Origin of the sequence: Aeromicrobium massiliense JC14 (assembly GCF_000312105.1) — a bacterium.
Lineage (GTDB): Bacteria > Actinomycetota > Actinomycetes > Propionibacteriales > Nocardioidaceae > Aeromicrobium > Aeromicrobium massiliense.
Genome location: NZ_HE978638.1, coordinates 219,274 through 239,815, shown reverse-complemented (window position 1 = coordinate 239,815; position 20,542 = coordinate 219,274). Strand labels below are relative to the sequence as shown.

Annotated in this window: 15 protein-coding genes; 7 read left to right on the top strand and 8 right to left on the bottom strand. The window is 73.4% G+C overall.

The window, feature by feature from the left end; all coding sequences use genetic code 11:
• The coding region (locus HGAM_RS21015; RefSeq protein WP_172636452.1) for a CDP-glycerol glycerophosphotransferase family protein at nt 1-2,299 on the top strand (2,299 nt) is incomplete at its 5' end.
• A gap of 143 nt (nt 2,300-2,442) precedes the next feature.
• Complete coding sequence (locus tag HGAM_RS13890) at nt 2,443-4,311, top strand: fibronectin type III domain-containing protein (protein WP_019146107.1); 1,869 nt, start codon at nt 2,443-2,445, stop codon at nt 4,309-4,311.
• 96 nt (nt 4,312-4,407) lie between these two features.
• Here the strand turns inward: HGAM_RS13890 and HGAM_RS13885 are convergent, their stop codons facing one another.
• Entirely contained in the window at nt 4,408-7,062 is a 2,655-nt protein-coding gene (locus tag HGAM_RS13885; RefSeq protein WP_019146106.1) for a bifunctional glycosyltransferase/CDP-glycerol:glycerophosphate glycerophosphotransferase, read from the bottom strand.
• Nucleotides 7,063-7,154: 92 nt separating this feature from the next.
• Between HGAM_RS13885 and HGAM_RS13880 the strand changes: the two genes are divergently transcribed.
• The 3 genes from HGAM_RS13880 to HGAM_RS19475 are packed head-to-tail and all read left to right on the top strand — an operon-like array spanning nt 7,155 to nt 10,386.
• Nucleotides 7,155-8,144 carry an SGNH hydrolase domain-containing protein gene (locus HGAM_RS13880; RefSeq protein WP_019146105.1) on the top strand — a complete coding sequence of 330 codons (990 nt, stop codon included), beginning with the start codon at nt 7,155-7,157 and terminating at the stop codon, nt 8,142-8,144.
• The gene (locus HGAM_RS13875) at nt 8,141-9,028 is read left to right on the top strand and encodes an SGNH hydrolase domain-containing protein (RefSeq protein ID WP_019146104.1); all 888 of its coding nucleotides are present in this window, start codon (nt 8,141-8,143) and stop codon (nt 9,026-9,028) included. Before HGAM_RS13880 ends, HGAM_RS13875 begins: the two co-directional genes overlap by 4 nt.
• A 32-nt stretch (nt 9,029-9,060) precedes the next feature.
• The gene (locus HGAM_RS19475) at nt 9,061-10,386 is read left to right on the top strand and encodes a glycosyltransferase (RefSeq protein WP_019146103.1); all 1,326 of its coding nucleotides are present in this window, start codon (nt 9,061-9,063) and stop codon (nt 10,384-10,386) included.
• Here the strand turns inward: HGAM_RS19475 and HGAM_RS13865 are convergent.
• Nucleotides 10,374-10,949 (bottom strand): hypothetical protein, encoded by a 576-nt coding sequence (locus HGAM_RS13865; protein WP_147543758.1) that lies wholly within the window; start codon nt 10,947-10,949, stop codon nt 10,374-10,376. The genes HGAM_RS19475 and HGAM_RS13865 overlap by 13 nt on opposite strands.
• Nucleotides 10,950-11,014: 65 nt before the next feature.
• Here HGAM_RS13865 and HGAM_RS19470 point away from each other — a divergent pair, with 65 nt between their 5' ends.
• Nucleotides 11,015-12,109, top strand: coding sequence for a glycosyltransferase family 2 protein (locus tag HGAM_RS19470; protein WP_019146101.1), 1,095 nt, complete (start codon nt 11,015-11,017; stop codon nt 12,107-12,109).
• 3 nt (nt 12,110-12,112) lie between these two features.
• On the opposite strand, the gene HGAM_RS19465 is transcribed toward HGAM_RS19470, so the two are convergent.
• From HGAM_RS19465 to HGAM_RS13845, 3 genes are read right to left on the bottom strand one after another with little or no spacing between them, the layout of a single operon-like run.
• Nucleotides 12,113-13,099, bottom strand: a complete 987-nt coding sequence (locus HGAM_RS19465; protein WP_245532135.1) for a glycosyltransferase family 2 protein — start codon at nt 13,097-13,099, stop codon at nt 12,113-12,115.
• Nucleotides 13,100-13,157: 58 nt separating this feature from the next.
• Entirely contained in the window at nt 13,158-13,886 is a 729-nt protein-coding gene (gene ispD / locus HGAM_RS19460) for a 2-C-methyl-D-erythritol 4-phosphate cytidylyltransferase (RefSeq protein WP_019146099.1), read from the bottom strand.
• Nucleotides 13,886-14,701 (bottom strand): siderophore-interacting protein, encoded by an 816-nt coding sequence (locus tag HGAM_RS13845; protein WP_019146098.1) that lies wholly within the window; start codon nt 14,699-14,701, stop codon nt 13,886-13,888. Before HGAM_RS13845 ends, ispD begins: the two co-directional genes overlap by 1 nt.
• 219 nt (nt 14,702-14,920) lie before the next feature.
• On the opposite strand from HGAM_RS13845, the gene HGAM_RS13840 reads away from it, so the two are divergent.
• A complete protein-coding gene (locus HGAM_RS13840) occupies nt 14,921-16,870 on the top strand; it encodes a M13 family metallopeptidase (RefSeq protein WP_019146097.1) in 1,950 nt (649 codons plus the stop codon).
• A 152-nt stretch (nt 16,871-17,022) separates the two neighbouring features.
• On the opposite strand, the gene HGAM_RS13835 is transcribed toward HGAM_RS13840, so the two are convergent.
• The 3 genes from HGAM_RS13835 to HGAM_RS13825 all read right to left on the bottom strand — a co-directional run bounded on the left by HGAM_RS13835 (nt 17,023) and on the right by HGAM_RS13825 (nt 20,523).
• The gene (locus HGAM_RS13835) at nt 17,023-17,742 is read right to left on the bottom strand and encodes a lytic transglycosylase domain-containing protein (RefSeq protein WP_019146096.1); all 720 of its coding nucleotides are present in this window, start codon (nt 17,740-17,742) and stop codon (nt 17,023-17,025) included.
• Nucleotides 17,739-18,614, bottom strand: a complete 876-nt coding sequence (locus HGAM_RS13830; protein WP_019146095.1) for a phosphate ABC transporter ATP-binding protein — start codon at nt 18,612-18,614, stop codon at nt 17,739-17,741. The genes HGAM_RS13835 and HGAM_RS13830 overlap by 4 nt, the downstream gene beginning before the upstream one ends.
• Nucleotides 18,615-18,687: 73 nt before the next feature.
• A complete protein-coding gene (locus HGAM_RS13825) occupies nt 18,688-20,523 on the bottom strand; it encodes an Ig-like domain repeat protein (protein ID WP_019146094.1) in 1,836 nt (611 codons plus the stop codon).
• Between the last annotated feature and the right edge of the window lie 19 nt (nt 20,524-20,542).

Below are 20,542 nucleotides of genomic sequence, written 5' to 3'. Positions count from 1 at the left end.
CGACTGGGTGCGCGACGACTACTTCGAGACGCTCGACCGGTTCATGGGCCCCGAGCCCGTGGCCGACGCCTACGTCACGCGGATCATGCACTTCGACGAGGAGTCCGGGACGATCGGCGACGACGGGCGGCTGAACGCCAAGTTCGACGGCGGCGACCGGGTCGTGTCGCTGCGCGAGGAGCCGCAGGTCGTGCAGATGCGCACGAACTCGGCGCTCCTGCGCCGCGACCGCCTGCTCGAGCACGGGCTCGTCTTCGACCCGCGGCTGCGGCCCAACTTCGAGGACGCCCACCTCGTGACGCGCTACCTGCTGCGCTCGCCCGAGCCGCGCCTGGGCCTGGTCGGCTCGACCGACTACGTGTACCGCCGGCGCGCCGACCGCAGCTCCAGCATGCAGGTCGCCTGGGACGACCCACGCGCCTACACCGACGTGGTCGAGCACGGGCACCTCGCCGTCCTGCAGGAGGCCGCCGCCCTGCACGGCCACGTCCCGCCGTGGGTCCAGAACGTCGTCATCTACGCCTTCAGCTGGGTGCTCCGCTCCGGCCAGCGCATCCACGCGCGGTCGGCGCTCATGCCGTCCGAGGTCGGCGAGCGGTTCATGCCGCTGGCCCGCCAGGTGCGCGCCCTGCTCGACGACGACGTCGTGGCCGCCTACAAGGCGCACACCCCGCCGGTGTGGGTCCGGGCCGCCCTGCGCTGGGGCCTGGCCGAGGGCGACCGGGTCGGCAACCGCGCCCGGGTGTCCACCCAGGTGCGCGGCGACCTGGTGCAGCTGCGCTACTTCTTCTCCGGCGCGGTCCCCGACGAGCGTCTCGTCAGCGGCGACCGGACGCTCGAGCCCGCCTCCACCACCGTCCGCGAGTACCGCCTGCTCGGCCAGCTGCTGGTCCAGGAGCGCATCCTGTGGGCGCCGGCGGCGGGCCCCGTCCGGCTCGAGGTCGCCGGCGCGAAGATGTCGATCCGCATGGGCCGCACCGCGTTCTCGGACGGCATCCGCGTCGAGGACGTCCGCGACAGCGTCCTGGCGACGCTCACCGACCGTCAGGCCCGCTTCCTGCCTCCGCGGCTGCGCCGACGCCACGGCCGACTGGACCACGCGGAGGCGTCCACGCCGCTGGACCCCGTCGAGGAGCGCGCGGACGCCGAGCTGGCCCGGCGGCTGCGCGGCCCGCTGCTGCGCCGGCACCGCTTCGCCGGGGCGTGGCTGCTGACCGACCGGGTCGCGAAGGGCGGTGACAACGCCGAGGCCCTGTACCGATGGCTGCGCGAGCACCGGCCGGAGGTCAACGCGTGGTTCGTCATCGACGCCGGGTGCCACGACGACGCACGACTGCGCGCCGACGGCTTCCGGATCGTGAACCGGGGCACGCCCGAGCACCTGGAGCTGCTGCTCCTGGCCGACCACGTGATCTCCTCCCACGCCGGTCGCGACGTCACCGACCCGCTCGACGTCGAGCGCCACGGTCCCCCGCGCTGGCACTTCACGTTCCTGCAGCACGGCGTGACGAAGGGCGAGGTGTCGCGCTGGCTCAACACGAAGGACATGGCGCTGCTGGTCGCCTCCACGCCGCGCGAGCACGCCGCCTTCGCCGGCCCCGGGCCGTACCGGGTCACCCCGCTCGAGGCCGTGCTGACCGGCATGCCGCGGCTCGACACGCTGCTCGAGAAGGACCGTGAGCGCACCGTCCCGCCCCACCGGCTCCTGGTCGCCCCGACGTGGCGCCGCTACCTGACCGACCGTCCCGGCGTCGTGGACCGCGTGGCCTTCGACGACAGCGAGTTCTGGCACGCCTGGCTCGGGCTCCTGGCGTCCCCCCGCCTGCACGACCTGTGCGCCGCCCACGGGCTGACGCCGACGCTCATGCCGCACCCCAACCTGCGCGACGAGCTCGCCGGGAGCGACCTGCCGGCCGGGGTCGAGGTGGTCCCGGAGGACGCCGACGTCCAGCGGGTCTTCAGCGAGAGCCGGCTGATGGTCTCCGACTACAGCTCCGTGCCGTTCGACATGGCCTACCTGGGACGTCCGACCGCCTACTACCAGTTCGACCGCGAGACGTTCTTCAGCGGACGGCACACCGAGCGGCTCGGCTGGTTCGACTACGAGCGCGACGGCTTCGGTCCGGTCGCGACCACCCCCGAGACGTTGCTGGACGCCCTGGACGGACTGCTGGCCGGACGCACGTCCGGCACCTACGAGGCCCGCGTCGCCGCGGCCTTCGCCCACCGCGACACCGACAACAGCCGGCGGGTGTTCGAGGCCGTCAGAGCCATCGGGTCCGGCGCCCTCCAGGAGTAGCGAGCCCCTGCCGGAGGGCGGTCACGAGCGAGGAAGTCCCGGAACAACGGGATTCCGGGCCGTGTTGTCTTGGATACGGTGCCGTGCTGCCGATCACTCACAGGCACCGCCGTCCCCACTGCTCAACACCTCAGGGAGTCTCCGTGCCCAGACGCACGTCCGCCGTCCTCGGGATCCTGGCTGCGATCGTCACCGCGACGTTGGTCGCGGCGCCGGCCCAGGCCGCGTCCAAGACACCGGCCAAGGTCGGCTGGGCGAAGGTCTCGGCCGCCAAGCCGACCTCGTTCACCGTGTCGTACGCCTCGGCGTCGCGGGCGAAGCGCTACCAGGTCCAGTGGTCCACCCGGTCGACGTTCGCCGGCGCGGGCTCCACGACCCGCTCGCAGCGCTCGGCGCTCGTGCAGAAGCTTCGTCCCGGCACCCGCTACTACGTGCGCGTCCGCGGCGTCAACGGCTCCAAGCGCGGCCGCTGGTCGCCGACCGCCGTGGGACAGACCGCCATCACCACGCCCCTGAAGGGCATCCGCGTCGACCGTGAGGACTTCGACGGACGCTCGATCCGCGTGCGCTGGGACCGCGCCACGAACGTGACCGGCTACGAGCTCAAGTGGTCGACCAGCCGGCAGATGACCAGCGCGCGGTACCGCACCGTGACGACGACGTCGGCCTGGATCAGCGGCGTCACCCCGGGCCGCACGCTCTACCTGCAGGTGCGGGCGCGCAAGGGCGCGCTGGCCGACGGCTGGTCGACGGTCCGCGACGTCGCGCTGCGAGCCCGTCGTCCCGCCAGCTTCCCGTCCGGCTCGTCCGCCTTCGCGGTGCGCCCCGCCGCCAACGGCGTGACGGTCACCTGGTCGAAGACCGCGGACAGCACCCACGCGCAGGCGACGGTCGGGCCGCTGCGCTCGCTGACCGGCATCAAGCGCTGGACGCCGTGGGCCGCGCAGACGCAGAAGACCGGCACCAAGGTCTCCCTCACCGTGCCCGCACGCGACGCCGACCTCACCTCCGTGGCCTACGGCAACCCGTTGTGGGTCCAGCTGTGGGCCAAGAACGGCTTCGCCAAGGGCGACTACGCGGCCCCGCGCAGCAGCCACGGCACCGTCGGAGCGGCGCTGCCGACGCCGACCACCCCGGCCAGTGGCCTGCCCGTGCGCGTCGGCTCGTGGAACGTCATGTGCGAGGGCTGCAACCCCGACGCCGCCCCCTGGTCGACCCGCGCCCCGCGTCTCGCCTCGGCCGTCAACGTCCGGGACCTCGACGTCCTGGCCGTGCAGGAGGCCGTCGCCGGCGGCATGCACGCCTGGAACGACCTCGACAGCCGCCTGTCGGGCCTCGCGGTCACGGAGTCGGCGGTCTACTCGCCGAACCCGCAGAGCAACCAGGGCAACCGCATCTACTACCGCGGCAGCAAGCTCGCGCTGCAGTCCAAGGGCGTGTTCGGCCTGACCTACGCGAAGTCCATGACGACGACGCAGCAGGACACCATGAACGTCCCGTGGGCCCGCTTCCGTCCCGTCGGCGCGGCCGACGCCGCCCAGGACTTCTACGTCGTGGCGGTCCACCTGCCGGCGTACGTGGGCGACAACGCAGCGGTCGCCAAGCGCCTGGGCCAGGTCGCCCAGCAGCTCCGGACGAAGGTCGACGCGGCCACCGAGGACGGCGTCCCGGTGGTCATCGCCGGCGACCTGAACTCCCAGCTCTACCACGAGGCGGCGGGCCAGGCCGCGGGCACGCCCGGCCCCCAGACGACCCTCGTCCGGTCCGGGTTCTACGACTCGGCCGCGAGCCAGGCGCCGGTCAACCTGCAGTACGCCAGCTTCAACAAGCTGACGGCGCGCACGCCGGACCCGTCCGGCTACGGGCTGCGCATCGACCACATCCTGACGCGTGGCATCGCCGGCAGCACCCGGTTCGAGAACGTGGTCTCCTACGACGGCTCGGTCTCCTCGACGCCGCCGTCGGACCACAACCTGATCGTCACCGACCTGCAGGTCCCCGCCCGGCCCTGACCGGCCGGCAGCACGACGAAGGGGCCCCGCGCATCGTGCGCGGGGCCCCTTCGTCGTTCCCGTCCCGTGCCCGTGGGCCGGTCGGTCCGACCGGCGTCAGTCCGTCGGCACGTTCCAGGCGTCGTCCGGGGCGGCCGTGACCGCGCGGCCGGCGGACAGCGGACGCGTCGTCTCGACGATGGCCCGGTACACGCGCTCGCAGTTGCGCCCGTCGCGGACCGGGAAGGTGCGCTGGATGCGCTCCAGGTAGTCCGGCGCGGCTCCCCCGCGGCGGGCCACGTCCAGCACCGCGTCGACGGTCTCGTCGACCTCGAGGGTCACCGGACCGAACCCGCTCTTCTCGTAGTCGAAGTAGCCCGGCCGCTCGATGTGCGAGCCGTAGAAGTCGTCGCGGTCGAACTGGAAGTAGACCACCGGCCCGTGGAGGTAGGCCATGTTGAAAGCGATCGAGGAGTAGTCGGTCACCATGATCGCCGCGTGCGCGATGACGTCACGCACCTTGTCGTCGGAGTACCGCAGCAGGCGGACCGACTCCGGGAGGTCGAAGTCCTCCAGGTACGGCTGGGTGTTCGGGTGCGGCATGAACGCGATCTGCAGGCCGAGCTCGTCGGCCGCGGCGTGCAGCCGCTCGTCGCACAGGAACGCGCGCCACGCCTGGGCGTACCGGCTGTCCATGAAGTCGTCGCGGTGCGCGCGCTCGTTCGTGGCACCCAGCGAGCGTCCGCTGAGGTACTCGCGCCACGTGGGCATGACGACGACGAGGTTGCGGTCGCCGTCGGCCACCCGCTCGCTGGCCGCCAGGAGGTCGTCGAAGCGGGGCAGCCCGGTCAGCCGCACCTCGCGCGGGGAGAACTTGAACGGGGAGTCACCGGCGATGTAGTCGTACTCGTCCTGGGTCGACGTGACGAACACGTCGATGTCCTTGAGGTTCAGCCAGCGCGAGATGTCGCCCTTGATGACGCCGTGCTGCAGGAACGTGTAGCGCCAGTGCGGCGGGCCGTAGCGCGCCCGCGGCAGCGGGTCCACGACGTACCGGTCGATGTGGGACGACACCAGGTGGTCGGCGTTCACCAGCGCCGCGCGCCAGGCCCACGAGCCGTAGCGCAGCAGCCGGACTGAACGGTCCTTCTTGAGCCGGTCCCAGTCCGACGAGCGCCGGTTCTGGACGTAGAAGGCGTTCACGTTCGGCTTGGTGCGGCGCAGCCAGCGGTACAGCACCTCGGCGCTGTCGTCGGCGTCCATGTCGCGGTCCATGAGCACCCAGGCGTGGCTGAAGGGACGGCGGACCGGCCACGAGCGCAGCAGGCGGTCGTGCCAGCGCGGACGCACCTCGGGCTTCGGCTGGCGCTCCTCGCGCAGCGACTGCCGCAGGCGGCGCCAGAGCGGCACGCGGTCGCGCAGGTGCTCCGGACGGAGCGACTGCACCTGCTCGACCATGTCGCGCACCTCGAAGGGACGCAGCCGGTAGCGGTTGCGCACCTCACCGGGACGGACCAGTCGCTGCACCTCACCGTCGAGGCGCAGCTGGACGCGTCCGGCCGACGAGACCCACAGGACCCGCTCGCGCATCACCAGACGGCCCATGAGCCAGAGCTGACGCGTGGTGGAGTACCGGGCCTCGGCGGAACGGCCGCGGACGAAGATCTCCTCGCGGGGCGGCTCGCCGGTGTACCGGTACGTCAGGCACACCAGCCCACGGGCGTCGTCGACCCCCGCGACCTCGACCTCGGCGGACCGGTGGTCACCCTCCTCGGTGCCGAAGAGGAAGAACTCCCGCATCCACCACGGGACGCCCGTGACCTCGAAGGACTCCACGATCTCACGCGACAGCAGCCCGGCGATGGTCCGCATGTGCTCGTGGAATACGCGCGAGGCGTCTGGCGAGATGGACGCCGTGTGGGACTGGGCGCGCTGGTCGTCCTTGAACAGCCACAGCAGGTCGTACAGGACCATGTACTGGATCCAGTACGGGGCCCGGACGCTCCTGGCGGCGCCCCGCTGGAGCAGGTCGATGGTGCCGAAGCGAGGCACGTCGGTGTAGATGCGCTCGTTGCGGTGCCCGGTCTGCATCGTCGACGTGCCGTCGGCCCGGCGGCGGTACAGGTACGCCGCCGTGGAGACGAGGCCCACGAGCGGCTTGTCGCAGGCCAGCAGGAAAGCGCCGAGGAAGTGCGAGTCCTCGAAGCGCGGCACGACCCGGCCGTCGAACTCCAGCCCGCTGGTCTCGAGGACCGACCGGTCGAACACCGCCGACGCCGCGCTCATCTGGATCAGCTCGGGCGAGAGGTCCAGGTCGACGCGACGGTTGCCGAACGCGAACTTGCGCCGCATCGGGTGGATGTCGCGGACGACGTCCTCCTCCTCGATCCAGATCTTCATCGGTGCGGCGAGGAACGGGACGTCCGGCCACTGCTCGCGCACCAGCGTCATCTGCTCGAAGTAGTCGTCCGAGAGCTTGTCGTCGGAGTCGGGGAAGGTGATCCACGGGGCGGTCGCCCGGCGCATGCCGGCGTTGCGGGCAGCCGCGACGCCCCCATTCTCGAGGTGCAGCGCCACGACGTGGTCGGGCCACTTGGCGGCGAAGGCGTCGATGACGGCGGCCGACTCGTCGGTGGAGCCGTCGTCCACCAGGACGATCTCGAGGTCGTCCATGCCGACGGTCTGGCGCTCCAGGGAGTCGAGCAGGTCGGGCAGGTATCGCGCCGTGTTGTAGACCGGGACCACCACCGCGTAGGTCGGGGTCTTCGCCATGCATGTCTCCTTCAGAGGACTCACTATGCTGGACAGCACCGCTCACTCTATGTCGTCGTGCCCCTCCCGAGGGCCTGGAGGTAGTCCCTGCCGTGAAGACCCGTGCCCTCGTCCCGCTCGTCGTCGTGGGTCTGCTCCTGGCAGCGTGCTCGGCCGCCCCGTCCACCGACCGAGGGGACGATCCGGGGACCTCGACCTCTCCGAGCGCGACCACGGCACCGCCCTCCCCCTCGCCGGAACCGAGCACGGCGGCGGCGCAGATCACCCCGGACCCGCGCCGGGCGACCGAGGACCAGATCAGCTACGGCGACCGCACCTGCCACCAGGACAAGCGCAGCAGCAAGGTCCTGACCTGCGTCTTCGGCGACCCCCAGGGCGACGTCGAAATCGTCGCCGTCGGCGACTCCAAGACCGAGCAGTACCTGTCCGTGCTCGACCGCGTGGGCAAGGACCGCGGGTGGCGCGTCGTGAGCATGACCAAGTCGGCGTGCGCGTTCAGCACCGCCCAGCTCGCCGGGGGCCCGAACCCCAACGCGTCCTGGAAGGCGTGCGAGGACTGGAACCGCAACGCCCTGCGCAAGATCGACCGGCTGAAGCCTGACGCGGTGTTCACCGCGCTGTACAAGCTGAAGGTGCCGCAGTTCGGCCGCGGTCTTTCCGGCGACGAGCAGCGGACCCTGATGGCCGAGGGGATCCACGACGCGCTGGAGCGCACGGGCGTGCCGTCCGTCGTGCTGCGGGCCACGCCGCGCGCCGAGTCCGCCGACGACGTCGCCGTCTGCGTCGAGAAGAACCGTCGGGACCCCTCCCGCTGCGACATCACGGGCGACACGGTCAGCGACCCCGAGCTGGTCTGGACCTCGGCCGGGATGGACGTCATCCTCGACGGTCTCGACCAGGGCACCGCGATGTCGATCAACAACCTGATGTGCTCCAGCGACCGTCGGTGCGAGTCCGTGGCCGACGGCATCCTGCGCTACCGCGACTCCCACCACCTCACCGAGACGTTCCTGCTCTCGATCGCCGATGCGTTCGGCTCGCGCCTCGAGCGGGCGCTCGTCCGCGTCGGCGTCGAGCCGTGACCCGCACGTCCCGCCTGCTCGCGCTGCTGCTGGCCGCCGCGCTGCTGGCCGGGGCCTGCTCCTCGGACGTGATGCGCCGGCTCACCGGCAGCGACGTCGGCTACTCCCCCGCGCCGTGGGACGCCAAGGACGACGAGATCGACTACGGCGACCGCACCTGCCACCAGCACAAGGACGAGTCCGAGGTGCTGACCTGCGAGTTCGGCGACCGCGACGGCGACGTCCACCTCGTCGTCGTGGGTGACTCGATGACCGAGCAGTACCTGCCGGCCATGGACGCCATCGGGCAGGAGCGCGGCTGGCGCATCACCGGCATGACGAAGTCCGCGTGCCCGTTCATGAGCGGACGGCTCGACGAGCGCCGCACGCAGCGCAACACCAGCTGCGAGGCGTGGAACGCCGCCGCCGTCGAGCGCATCCGCGAGCTGCGGCCCGACGCGGTCGTCAACGCGCTGTACCTGATGCGCGGGCTCGACCACGAGACCGTCCGCGCCGGGCTGGCCCGCTCCCTGTCCACGCTCGCCGACGCCGGCATCCCCGCCGTCCTGCTCGACCAGGCACCGCGGACCCGCGAGGACGTCATCGAGTGCCTGGAGGAGGACCCGGAGCAGCCCGGCCGCTGTGCCACACCGCTGGCCGACGCGCAGGACCCGAGCAAGGTCTGGCCCGCCGCGTCGAGCGCGTGGCTGCTGCAGCGCCTGGGCGACCGCGCGCGTGTCGTCGCGGTGGACGACCTGCTGTGCGACGCCGACGGCTGTCCCGTCGTCGACCAGGGCGTGCTGCGCTACCGCGACGACCACCACCTGACGGCGACGTTCGTGCGGTCCGTCGCACCCCGGCTGGGTGACCGGATCGCGCAGGCGCTGGCGGCGGTCGGCGGCTGAGCCCGGCGCCGCGGACCGATAGAGTCGCGCCGGTGAGCGTGCCCGTCCTCCTCGTGACCAGCAACGGCGTCGGCATGGGCCACCTGACCCGCCAGCTCACGCTGGCCCTCAGCGGCGCCGGGCGGCTCGAGCCCACCCTCGCCTCCCTCTCCGCCGCGCTGCCGACCGTCGCGCGCGCCGCCGCCGACGGACGCCTGCCGGACGTGCCGGGCCTGCGCCTCGAGCACGTCCCGAGCCGCACCGCGTCGTGGATGCCGTCCGGCCGCGCCGGCGGCCTGGCCCGCACCCTCGCCTGGGAGCCCTACCTGCGCGACCGGCTCGTGCTGCTGGCTGCCGAGACGGGGGCCCGGGTCGTCGTCTTCGACGGCGTCGTCCCCTACCGCGGGCTGCTCGAGGCGCGCCGGGCCCTGCCCGGCACCGCGTTCGTGTGGATGCGCCGCGGCATGTGGCGGCCCGGTGTGGGCGCTTCCTGGCTGGCCGCGGCGGACGCGTTCGACCTCGTGGTCGAGCCGGGCGACTTCGCCGGACGTGGCGACACGGGCCCGACCCGCGACCGCGGCGACGCCCGCCGGGTCGCGCCCGTGGCGATGACCGACGTGCTCCCCGTGGTCGAGCCGCGCGACGCCCGCCGCCACCTCGGTCTCGATCCCGACCGCCCCGCGCTCCTGCTCGCTCCGGGCTCCGGCGTCCACACCGACCTGACCGCGGCGGCCGACGCCGTGCTGGCCTCGGTCGACGCGTCCGACGCCGGCTGGCAGGTGGTGGTGACGAGCCAGCGCATCGCCCGCCACGCCATCGGCCAGGACCGCGCCGACGTCACCGTGCTGCGCGACGTCTACCCGCTCGCCGGCTGGATGACCGCCTTCGACGCCGCCGTCGGCGCGGCCGGCTACAACGCGGTGCACGAGCTGCTCTCGGCCCGCGTGCCGACCCTGCTGGTGCCCAGCACCGGTCACGAGACCGACGACCAGGACGCCCGCGCCCGTGTGCTCGCCGAGGACGGGGTCGCGCTGCACGCCTCGCCGGACGACCTCGCGACCGTGCGCGCCTCGGTCGAGCGGCTGCTGGACGCCGGCGAGCGGGACGCCCTGCGGGACGCCACCGGCGGGCTGCCCGCGGCGACCGGCGGACGCGAGGCGGCCGACCTGGTGCTGGAGCTCGCGGCCGGACGCCCCGCTCCGGCCTGGCCCGAGCGGGTGGGCGGTCGTCGCTGGCCGGCGCCGGTGCGCGGCTCGGTGGCGCTCAGCGACGACGCCGACGGCGCCGGAGAGCGTCCGGTCGAGCACGTGCTGGCGGGCGCGAGCGAGCGCTACCGCGACGCGCGGCGGCGGGTGGCGCGGCGGCTCTACCGGGGCTGAGCGTCGCGACGCCAGACCGCCCGCTGGCGCAGGCGGGCGCGACGGCCGGCAAGTGTCCGGGCGCGGGCCTTGAGCCGCGGCACCGGCCCGTGGGCGCGCTCGGCGGCCTCCTCGGAGCCCGGCGCGGCGGCCGGGGCGGCGAAGCCCAGGTCGGACCCGTCGACCCAGTGCCGCCAGCGGCCGTCGTCCGCGGCATGACCGGTGGCGAGCTCGGCGTCGAGGGTCTCGTCGTCGGCCAGCAGCCGCTCGTAGCGCTCGCCCTCGGCCACCTCACGGCCCCGCACGGCGACCGGCCCGGTGTCGTCGTCGTGCACGTAGACCCGCACGACCTCGCGGCCGGGCGCGACGAGCGAGGCGAGCAGCCGCACCAGCGCGCCGGGCGCCACCCGGGTGCCGGCCGGCACGACCACGACCGCCTCGGGGACGGCGGACGGGCGCTCGTCGCCGACGGTGAGGACGGGGACGTCGAGCCCGGCACGGCGCACGGCCGCGGCGAGGGCGGAGACGGTGGCTCCCGCGTCCTGGCCGGGACGGGGACGGACCCAGACGTGCACGCTGCGCATGTCCGTCACGATACGACCCTGGCGCACGTCGGGCTCCCGGGCCCGGTCCACTAGCGTTGCCTGCCATGAGCACCGTCCGCGCCTCGGTCGACCTGACCCGTGACAACCCGGTCGGTCGCGTGCCGGAGCCGGTCGGCCACCACGTCGCCACCCTGACGGGCGACGCCGACGGCTGGACGCTCCGCCGTCCCGCCCGCCTGCGCCGGCGCGGCCGGTGGGAGGCGCTCGACGACACGCTCGACCTGCTCGACGACGTCCACGACGTCGACGTCCGCACGTCCGGCGCGCCGCAGGACGTCCTGTCGCGCTGGGCGCTGCGCGCCGCGGCCCGCGGCAGCCTGGTGACCGGCGACGTGCCCGGTTCCGTCGTGCCCGTGGGCCCCGCCCCCACGAGCCGGCCCGGCGACCTCGACCACGACGTGCGCAGCGTCCGCCAGCGCCGGGCGGCGCTGGCCACCGGCCTCGGACCCGCCCCGACGGTCTCGGCCGTGCTCGTGACGCGCCGTCCGGCCCTCGTGCCGCGGATCCTGGCCATGCTGGACGCCCAGCGCTACCCGTCGCTCGAGGTCGTCCTCGTGGTGCACGGCGACGAGCCGGTCGAGGTGCCCGCCGGGCTCGCGGTGCCCGTCCAGCTGCTGCACGCCCCCGGCGACCGCTCGCTCGGGCACGCGCTCGAGCTCGGCTGCGCGGCGGCGTCCGGCACGCTGCTGACCAAGGTCGACGACGACGACTTCTACGGCCCCGACCACGTGCTCGACCTGGTGCTCGCGCACCGCGTCTCGGGTGCGCTCATGGTCGGCAAGAGCACGACCGTCGTCCACGTCGAGCAGCTCGACGCCACCGTGCGCCGGGTCTTCGGCGTGCCCGAGGGCTTCACCCACCGCGTGGCCGGCGGCACGATGCTGCTGTCGGCGGACGACCTGCGCGCCGTCGGCGGCTGGTCGGACGTCCCGCGGGCCGTCGACACGAAGCTGCTGGAGTCGGTCGCCCGGGCCGGCGGACGCGTGTACCGGCCGCACGACGTCGGCTACCTGTACGTGCGCCACCGTCCGGCGCCCGGCCTGGAGCACACCTGGAGCACCGACCCGCGCCACTTCCTGCGCAACACTCGCGAGCAGTGGCTCGGGCTGCTGGCGCACGAGGAGTTCGGCACCGCCTAGCGGCTACTCCGTGCCGCGGCTGAGCAGGAAGCCCGTGCCCCACGCCATGTGCATGGTGGCGATCGCGGCAGGCACCGTCAGGCGGGCGCGCAGCCCCAGACCGCGTCCGGCGGCGAGACCCCCGGCCGTCACGAGCAGCGCGTAGCCGACCAGCGGCAGCAGCCCGACCAGCGTCCACGCCGGCCACGACCCGACGAGCGCGGCGACCGCTCCCCCGGCGAGCACGAGCAGGCCGACGGCGATGCCGAGCACGGCGATCGGAGCGGCCAGGTAGCGCAGCGAGACGGTGCTCGGGTTCGCACGCACGAGCTTGCGCCGCCATGTGCCGTAGTCGAAGTACTGGCGCGCGAGCCGGCGCAGCGTGGGCCGCGGCCGGTACTCCACGCGCATCGCCGGGGTGAACCAGATGGTGCCGCCGGCCTCGCGCAGGCGCAGGTTCAGCTCCCAGTCCTGGGCGCGCAGGTAGCGCTCGTCGTAGCGGCCCACGGCGTCCAGCGCCTCGCGGCGGAAGGCGCCCAGGTAGACCGACAGGGCCGGACCCTCGCCGCCGCCGACGTGGAACGACTCACCGCCCACGCCGATCGGGGACGTCATCGCCGCGGCGATCGCCTCCTCGGTGGGGGTCGTGCCGACCGCGGCCATGACGCCGCCGACGTTGACCGCACCGGTGCGCTCGAGCGTCGCGACCGCGGTGGCGACGTAGTCGTGGGGCACGACGGCGTGGCCGTCGACGCGGACGAGCACGTCGTGACGGGTGGCGGCCAGCGCGGCGTTGAGGCCGGCCGCGGTGAGCCCGGTCGGGTTGTCGACCACCGTCACACGGCCGGGGTGGCGGACGGCGAGGTCGTCCAGCAGCTCGCGGGTGCGGTCGCGGGACGGGCCGCAGGCGACGACGAGCTCGAGCGGCCCGGCGTGGTCCTGCGCCAGGACGGCCTCGACGGTCTCGACGATGTGCTGCTCCTCGTCGCGCACCGCCATGAACACGCTCACGCCCGGTGCCTGCTCGCCCACTGTCTTCCCGTCCTCGTCCCGATGTCCGGGCGTCAACCTACCGGCTGACGTCCCCGGCCCCGAACTCGTGGGCGTCGCGGGCGAGCAGGTGCTCGGCCACGACGACGTCCATCGGGCCGGTGACCTTGAGGTTGCGCTCGTCGCCCGGCACGACCGCGACGGGGACGTCGGGCAGGTAGCGCACGACGACGCTCGCGTCGTCCGTGGCCGTGAAGCCGGGGTCGGCGGTGGCTAGGTCGTAGGCCCGGCGCAGCGTGGCGAGCCGGAATCCCTGCGGCGTCTGCACGCGGCGCAGGGTCTCGCGCTCGTGCAGTCCGCTCACGACGTCCGCGTCGACGGTCACGACGGTGTCGACGAGCGGCAGCACCGGCTCCACGGCCTCGTGGTCGCGCAGCGCCTCGACGCACGCGGTGACCACGTGGTCGGGCAGCAACGGGCGGGCGGCGTCGTGGACGAGCACGTCGCAGTCCTCGTCACCCAGCGCGGCGAGGGCGGCCAGGGTGCTGTCGGTGCGGGTGGCCCCGCCCTCGACGACGGTTCGGACGGAGGTGAACCCGTGCTCGCGGACGACGTCGTGCGCCTCGTCGAGGTGGCCGGGGTTCATGACGACCAGCACCTCGTCGACCAGCGGCGAGCGCTCGAACGCGGCGATCGCGTGGCCGAGGATGGTCGTGCCGCCCAGCCGCAGCAGCTGCTTGGGCTGCTCGCCGCCGAGCCGGGTGCCGAGGCCGCCGGCCAGGACGACCGCGACGGTGCGACGGCTCATCAGCCGCGCTCGGGACGGATGACGGCGTCCTTCTGGGCGTGCTTCCACTCGCGGAAGCCCTCCTCGGTGACGCCGCGGCGCCAGTACGCGGAGACGGAGAGGTCGCGCCGCTCGACCCGCTCGCGGACGTACGGCCGCACGGTCTTGAGCAGGGCCGACTCGCCGTGGACGAACGCCTGCACGCGACCCTCGGGCCAGTCCCAGGCGCGGACGGCGTCGTCGAGCAGCGTCGTGGTGCCGGGGGCGGCGTCGCCGCGGTGCAGCCAGTGCACGTCGAGCTCGGCCTTCGTGACCAGGGCGGCCTCGTCGTCGGGGCCACCGACCTCGGCGAACACGACGGCGCGGGCGCCCTCGGGCAGCGCCTCGAGCGACACCGCGACGGCCGGCAGCGCCGACTCGTCGCCGACCAGCAGGTGCACGTCGGCCTCGGGGTCGGGCGTGTAGCCGCCGCCGGGGCCGAGCGCGTGGATGCGGGCGCCGGGCCGGACGCTCGCGGCCCACGGGCCGGCGATGCCCTCGTCGCCGTGCACGACGAAGTCGATGACGAGCTCGCCGGCGTCGAGGTCGACGTGGCGCACCGTGTAGGTACGCAGCACGGGCTGGGCCTCGGCCGGGAACGTCGTGCGGACCAGGTCCAGGTCGAACGGCTCGGGGTACTCGACGTCGTCGGCCAGGAAGAGCAGCTTGACGTAGCTGTCGGCGCACGGGCTGGGCTCGAACGCGGCCAGGCCGGGTCCGCCGAAGGTCACGCGCTGCAGGTGGGCGGAGACGCGCTCGGTGCGCAGCACCTCCAGGGACGTCACGGACTTGGCCATGCCGCCACCTTAGCCAGCCCTAACCCAGCGTCCGGACGTCCGGACCCGGTCGCGGACCTCACCCGAGCCCGGCTCCCCCGCGATGTGTGGAGCAATCGACCTGTCTGCGCGTCCCGGCGGTCCATGCCTCCACACATCGCGGCAGCGCGCGGCTCGAGTGACCCGGACCGGCCGCACGAGGCCCCTGGCGGGCTGGCCCGTCCTGACTAGTCTGGGCCTGTGACCCACGGCATCGACGTCGAGCAGCTCGACTCCTCCATCCGCCCGCAGGACGACCTCTTCCGCCACGTCAACGGACGCTGGCTGCGCGAGACGCAGATCCCCGCCGACCGGGCCACGGCCGGCGCGTTCATGGACCTGCGCGACGCCGCCGAGCTGAAGACGCGCGAGATCATCGAGCGCGCCCAGGCCGAGCCCGCGGACGACGAGGAGCGCAAGATCGGCGAGCTCTACGCGTCCTTCATGGACACCGAGCGCATCGAGGCGCTCGGCGGCACCCCGCTGCAGCCCGACCTCGCCGCGGTCGACGCGATCGACTCGGTCTCGGCGTTCGCGACGACGCTCGGCAGCCTGGAGCGCTCCGGCGTCGGCACGGTCGTCGGCATGTACGTCGCCCCCGACAAGGGCGCGCCGGACACCTACGTGGCCTACCTGGTGCAGACCGGTCTCGGCCTGCCCGACGAGTCCTACTACCGCGGCGACGAGAACGCCGACCTGCGCGACGCGTACGTCGTCCACGTCACCCACATGCTCGAGCTGGCCGGCCTGGACGACGCGGCCGTGCGCGCGGAGCGGGTCATGGCGCTGGAGACCGCGATCGCCGAGCGGCACTGGGACCGGGTCGCCACGCGCGACGCCCAGAAGACGTACAACCCGATGACGTACGAGCAGCTGCGCGACCTGCTGCCCGCCTTCGACTGGGACGCGTGGGCCGAGGCCGCGCAGATCCCCGCGTCCGTGCTGGCCAAGGTCGTCGTCTCGCAGCCGACCTACTACTCCGGCCTGGCCGACCTGCTGGTCGAGGACCGGCTCGACCAGTGGAAGGACTGGCTGCGCTGGAACGTCGTCCACGCCTCGGCGGCCTACCTGTCCGAGGAGTTCGTCGCCGAGAACTTCGACTTCTACGGCCGGACGCTGTCGGGCACCGACGAGCTGCGCGAGCGCTGGAAGCGCGGCGTCGGCTTCGTCGAGGGCGCGATGGGCGAGGCGGTCGGCAAGATCTACGTCCGTACCGAGTACCCCGACGTGGCCCGCGAGCGCATGGGCGTCCTGATCGAGAACCTCATGGCCGCCTACCGCGAGAGCATCACCGCCCTGCCGTGGATGAGCGACGCCACCAAGGCCGAGGCGCTCGACAAGCTGAGCCGCTTCGACCCCAAGATCGGCCACCCGCGCACCTTCCGCGACTACTCGGCGCTCGAGACCGACCCGACCGACCTGCTGGGCAACCGCCAGCGGGTGATGGCCATGGAGATCGACCGCGAGCTGGCCAAGGTGGGCGGCCCGATCGACCGCGACGAGTGGTACATGACGCCGCAGACGGTCAACGCCTACTACAACCCGACGATGAACGAGATCGTCTTCCCCGCCGCCATCCTGCAGCCGCCGTTCTTCGACGCCGAGGCCGACGACGCGGTCAACTACGGCGCGATCGGCGCGGTCATCGGGCACGAGATCGGGCACGGCTTCGACGACCAGGGCTCGCACTACGACGGCTCCGGCGCGCTGCGGAACTGGTGGACCGACGAGGACCGCGCCGCCTTCGAGCAGCTCACCGGCTCGCTGGTGGCGCAGTACGACCCGCTCAGCCCCGAGGGCGCGGACGGCGCCACGGTCAACGGCTCGCTGACCATCGGCGAGAACATCGGCGACCTCGGCGGCCTGGGCATCGCGCTCAAGGCGTACCTGCTCGCCCGCGGCGACGAGGCGCCCGAGCCGATCGACGGCTTCACCGACCTGCAGCGCTTCTTCCTCAGCTGGGCCGTCGCCTGGCAGGGCAAGACGCGTCCGGCCGAGACGCTCCGCCGGCTCACGCTCGACCCGCACTCGCCGCCGGAGTTCCGCTGCAACCAGGTCGTCCGCAACATCGACGCCTTCTACGAGGCGTTCGACGTCAAGCCCGACGACGCCCTGTGGCTCGACGAGAGCGAGCGCGTCACCATCTGGTGACCACGCGCAGGTGACGAAGGGGCCCCGCCACCCGGCGGGGTCCCTTCGTCGTCCTCGAGGCGTCCGGGGCGCTGACGAGCCGGGCGCGGCGCGGCGCTGACCCCCAGCTCCACGCCGCGTGCGGGCGGCTCGTCAGCGCCCCGGGCGTCCCGTCAGCGGTACGAGGTCGCGGCGGCGTGCACCGCGCGGACGTACACGTCGGCGTGGTTGTAGCTGAAGATCGCCGCGGTCCAGCCGTCCGCCGTCGACAGGTCGCGCCCGTCGTGGCACAGGTAGCGGGCGGCGGCGAGCGCGGCGTCGTCCAGGTCGTGCGGGTCCGCGACCCCGTCGCCGTCGGCGTCCACCTCCCAGGCCGCCCACGTGGACGGGATGAACTGCAGCGGCCCGACCGCGTGGTCCCAGCGCGGGTCGCCGTGCCAGGCGACGGACGCGCTCGTGGCCGCGATCGCCGCGACGCCCTCGGAGCCGTCCAGCGCGGGACCGAAGATCGGCTCGACCGGACGTCCGTCGTCGCCGAGCGCGCCGCGTCCGTGGCCGGACTCGACCTGTCCGATGCCCGCCAGCGTCGTCCAGCCCAGGCGGCACCCGCGGTGCTCGACGGACGTGCGCAGGGTCGCGCCGGCGTAGGCCTGCACCGCTCGGGCCGGGACGCCGGTGCGGGCGGCGGTCTCGGCGACCCAGGCCGGGTCCGCTCCCCCGTCGCCGGCCGGCGACGTGGGCTCCTCGACGCTGGCCGCGGCCGGGGCGACGGCTACGACGACGGGGTCGGGGGTCATCGACCGGTCGGCCGGCGCGCCGGGCACCAGGGACGCGCCGAGGGCGCCGACCGCGACCACGGCCAGCGCCCCGACGAGCAGCGTCGTCCGGCTCACCCGAAGCGGCCGTTGACGTAGTCGTGCGTGCGCTGGTCCTGCGGGTGGGAGAACATCACGCCGGTCTCGCCGTGCTCGACGATGACGCCCGGCGTGCCCTGCGCCGCGAGGAAGAACGCGCACTGGTCCGAGACGCGCGCGGCCTGCTGCATGTTGTGCGTGACGATGACGATCGTGACCTCCTGGGCCAGCTCGACCATCGTCTCCTCGATGACCCGCGTGGACGTGGGGTCGAGCGCCGAGCAGGGCTCGTCCATGAGCAGCACCTTGGGCTTGATCGCCAGCGACCGGGCGATGCACAGGCGCTGCTGCTGGCCGCCGGACAGTCCGCCGCCGGGCGCGTCCAGCCGGTCCTTGACCTCGTTCCACAGGCCGCCGCGCACCAGGCACGACTCGACCAGCTCGTCCTTCTCGGCGCGGCCGGCACGGGTGCCGGTCAGCTTGAGGCCGGCGAGGACGTTGTCGCGGATCGACATGGCCGGGAACGGGTTCGGCTTCTGGAACACCATGCCGATGTCGCGGCGCACGTCCATGAGCTTGCGCTGCGGCTCGTAGACGTCCTCGCCGTCGAGCAGCACCTGGCCGCCGAGCTGGGCGCTCGGGACGAGCTCGTGCATGCGGTTGAGGATGCGCAGGAAGGTCGACTTGCCGCAGCCGGAGGGGCCGATGAGCGCGGTGATGCCGCCGGCCGGCATGTGCAGCGAGACCCGGTCCAGCACCTTGCGGCTGCCGAACCAGGCCGAGACCTCGCGCGCGTCCAGCGTCGCGGCGCGGGAGCCCGGCGCGAGCGCGCGCGCCGGCACGACGGCGGGCAGGACGGTGGTGTCGTCGGACACGGCCGGGACGATGGTCGTGATCGCGTCGGTGCTCATCGAGGAGCCTCTCTGGTGGTGCGGGCCGGGCCGGCGCCACGAGGGCGCCGACCCGGCCGGGGTGGGGTGGTGCTCAGCGGACGGTGAGCTTCAGCGTCTTGCCCTTGGCGGGCGCGACGTTGCGGTCGCCGGAGTAGACGACGGTCAGCTTGTGCGAGCCCTTCTTGAGCTTCGCGAGCTTGACCGTGGCCTTGCCGCCGCGCAGGACGGCCGTGCCGACCGTCTTCGAGCCGCGCTTGATCGTGATCTTGCCGGTGACCGGCGTGCCCTTGGCCGCGCCGCTCGGGACGACCGTGACGGTGACCGAGCCACGCTTGGTGGCCTTGATGCGCGTCGCCGAGAGCTTCGCGGTGACCACGCCGGCGGCCTTGGCCACCGAGACCGTGCCCGCCGCGGAGGCGGCGTCGTGCGTGGCGCTGCCGCCGAAGGCGACGGTCAGGCGCTGGTTGCCCGCCGCGATGCCGGCCGGGACGGTGACCCGGGCGGCGCCCTTGGCGAAGACGGTGCGGTAGGCACGGCCGCCGACGGTGACCGTCGCGGCACCGTTGACCGGGGCGCTGGCCTTGGCCGTCAGCGCGACCGCGCGGCCGTAGGTGGTGCGGGCCGAGGCGACGCTGAGCGCGACCGGCGTCTTGACCGTGACCTTGACCGCGGCCGCGTTCGACGCGTGCTGCGACAGGACGTCGCGGGGCGTGAACGCCGCGGCGTAGGTGTGCGCACCGGGCGCGACGTTGGACAGCGTCAGGTTGGCGACGCCGCCGGCGACGACGGCCTTGCCGAGCGACGTGCCGTTCTCGGTGAACTCCACCGACCCCTGGACCGAGACCGTGGACTTCACCGTGGCGGTCAGACGCACCTGACGCTTGCCCAGCGACGCGACCTTCAGCGACGTCGACGTCGCGGCTGCCGCGTCGTCGGAGGTCTTGAAGTTGTTGGTCGCGCCCTCGAGCCACTCACCGCACACGCCACCGCGGTCGGTGGACGCGAGCTGCAGGAAGCCGGCCTTCTCGATGGCCGCCTTGCCCTCGGCCGAGCACAGGAAGCCGTTCTCGCCGAAGATGCCCTCGAGCTTGGCACCGAGGGCACCGTTCAGGTCCGCCTTGCGGACGAGGTTGTACATGGGACGGGGCTTGGGGGCCCAACCGCCGAGCAGCGAGACCGTCGGCGTCGACTTGGCACGGCCCTCGGAGAACGGGGCGATGGCGTTCGCGTCGTTCTTGATCTGGTCGTCGCTGTGCTCCTGGACCTCGACGAGCTTGTTGGACAGCGTCAGGTCGGCGCCGTTCTTGACGGCCTTCAGCTGGCTCTCGAAGTACGTGCGCGTGCCGGAGCCGCCGAACGGGATGAGCGCCTTGATGGTTCCGGGCTTTCCGCCGACCTGGGACCAGTCGGTGATCGTTCCCTCGTAGATGCCGAGGATCTGCTGGTCCGTCAGGGTGGCCGGGGCGTTCGAGCCCGTCGCCTTCACGGCGAGCTTGAGACCGTCCACCGCGAAGGCGGCCTGGAACAGCGAGCTGTCGCTGGCCGAGATCGAGGACGAGGAGCGCGCGTAGTCGACGTTGGGGTCGTTGGTGCCCGGGACGAGGCGGGCCTTGCCCTTGCCCGAGCTGGCGATGTCGGTGCGCAGGACGGGCGTTGCGCCCTCGCGCAGGACCACGGAGGAGGGATCGCCGATCGCGGCGAACGACGCCAGGCGCGCGCCGGCGGGCTTGCCGACGTTGTAGGCCTGGGCCGCGTAGGCGATGGCGGCCTGCGTGGTGTCCGAGCCGGTGCCCACGATGTCGCCGGCGACGGGAGTGAACGTCGGGTCGAAATCGTTCGCGGCGTGGGCCGTTCCGGTGGTGACGGCCAACGTGCCCGCCACCAGGGCAGCGCCGGCCGCAAGGGCCGAGACGCGGGTGCGAATCATGTCGTGTCCTTCGGGAGGA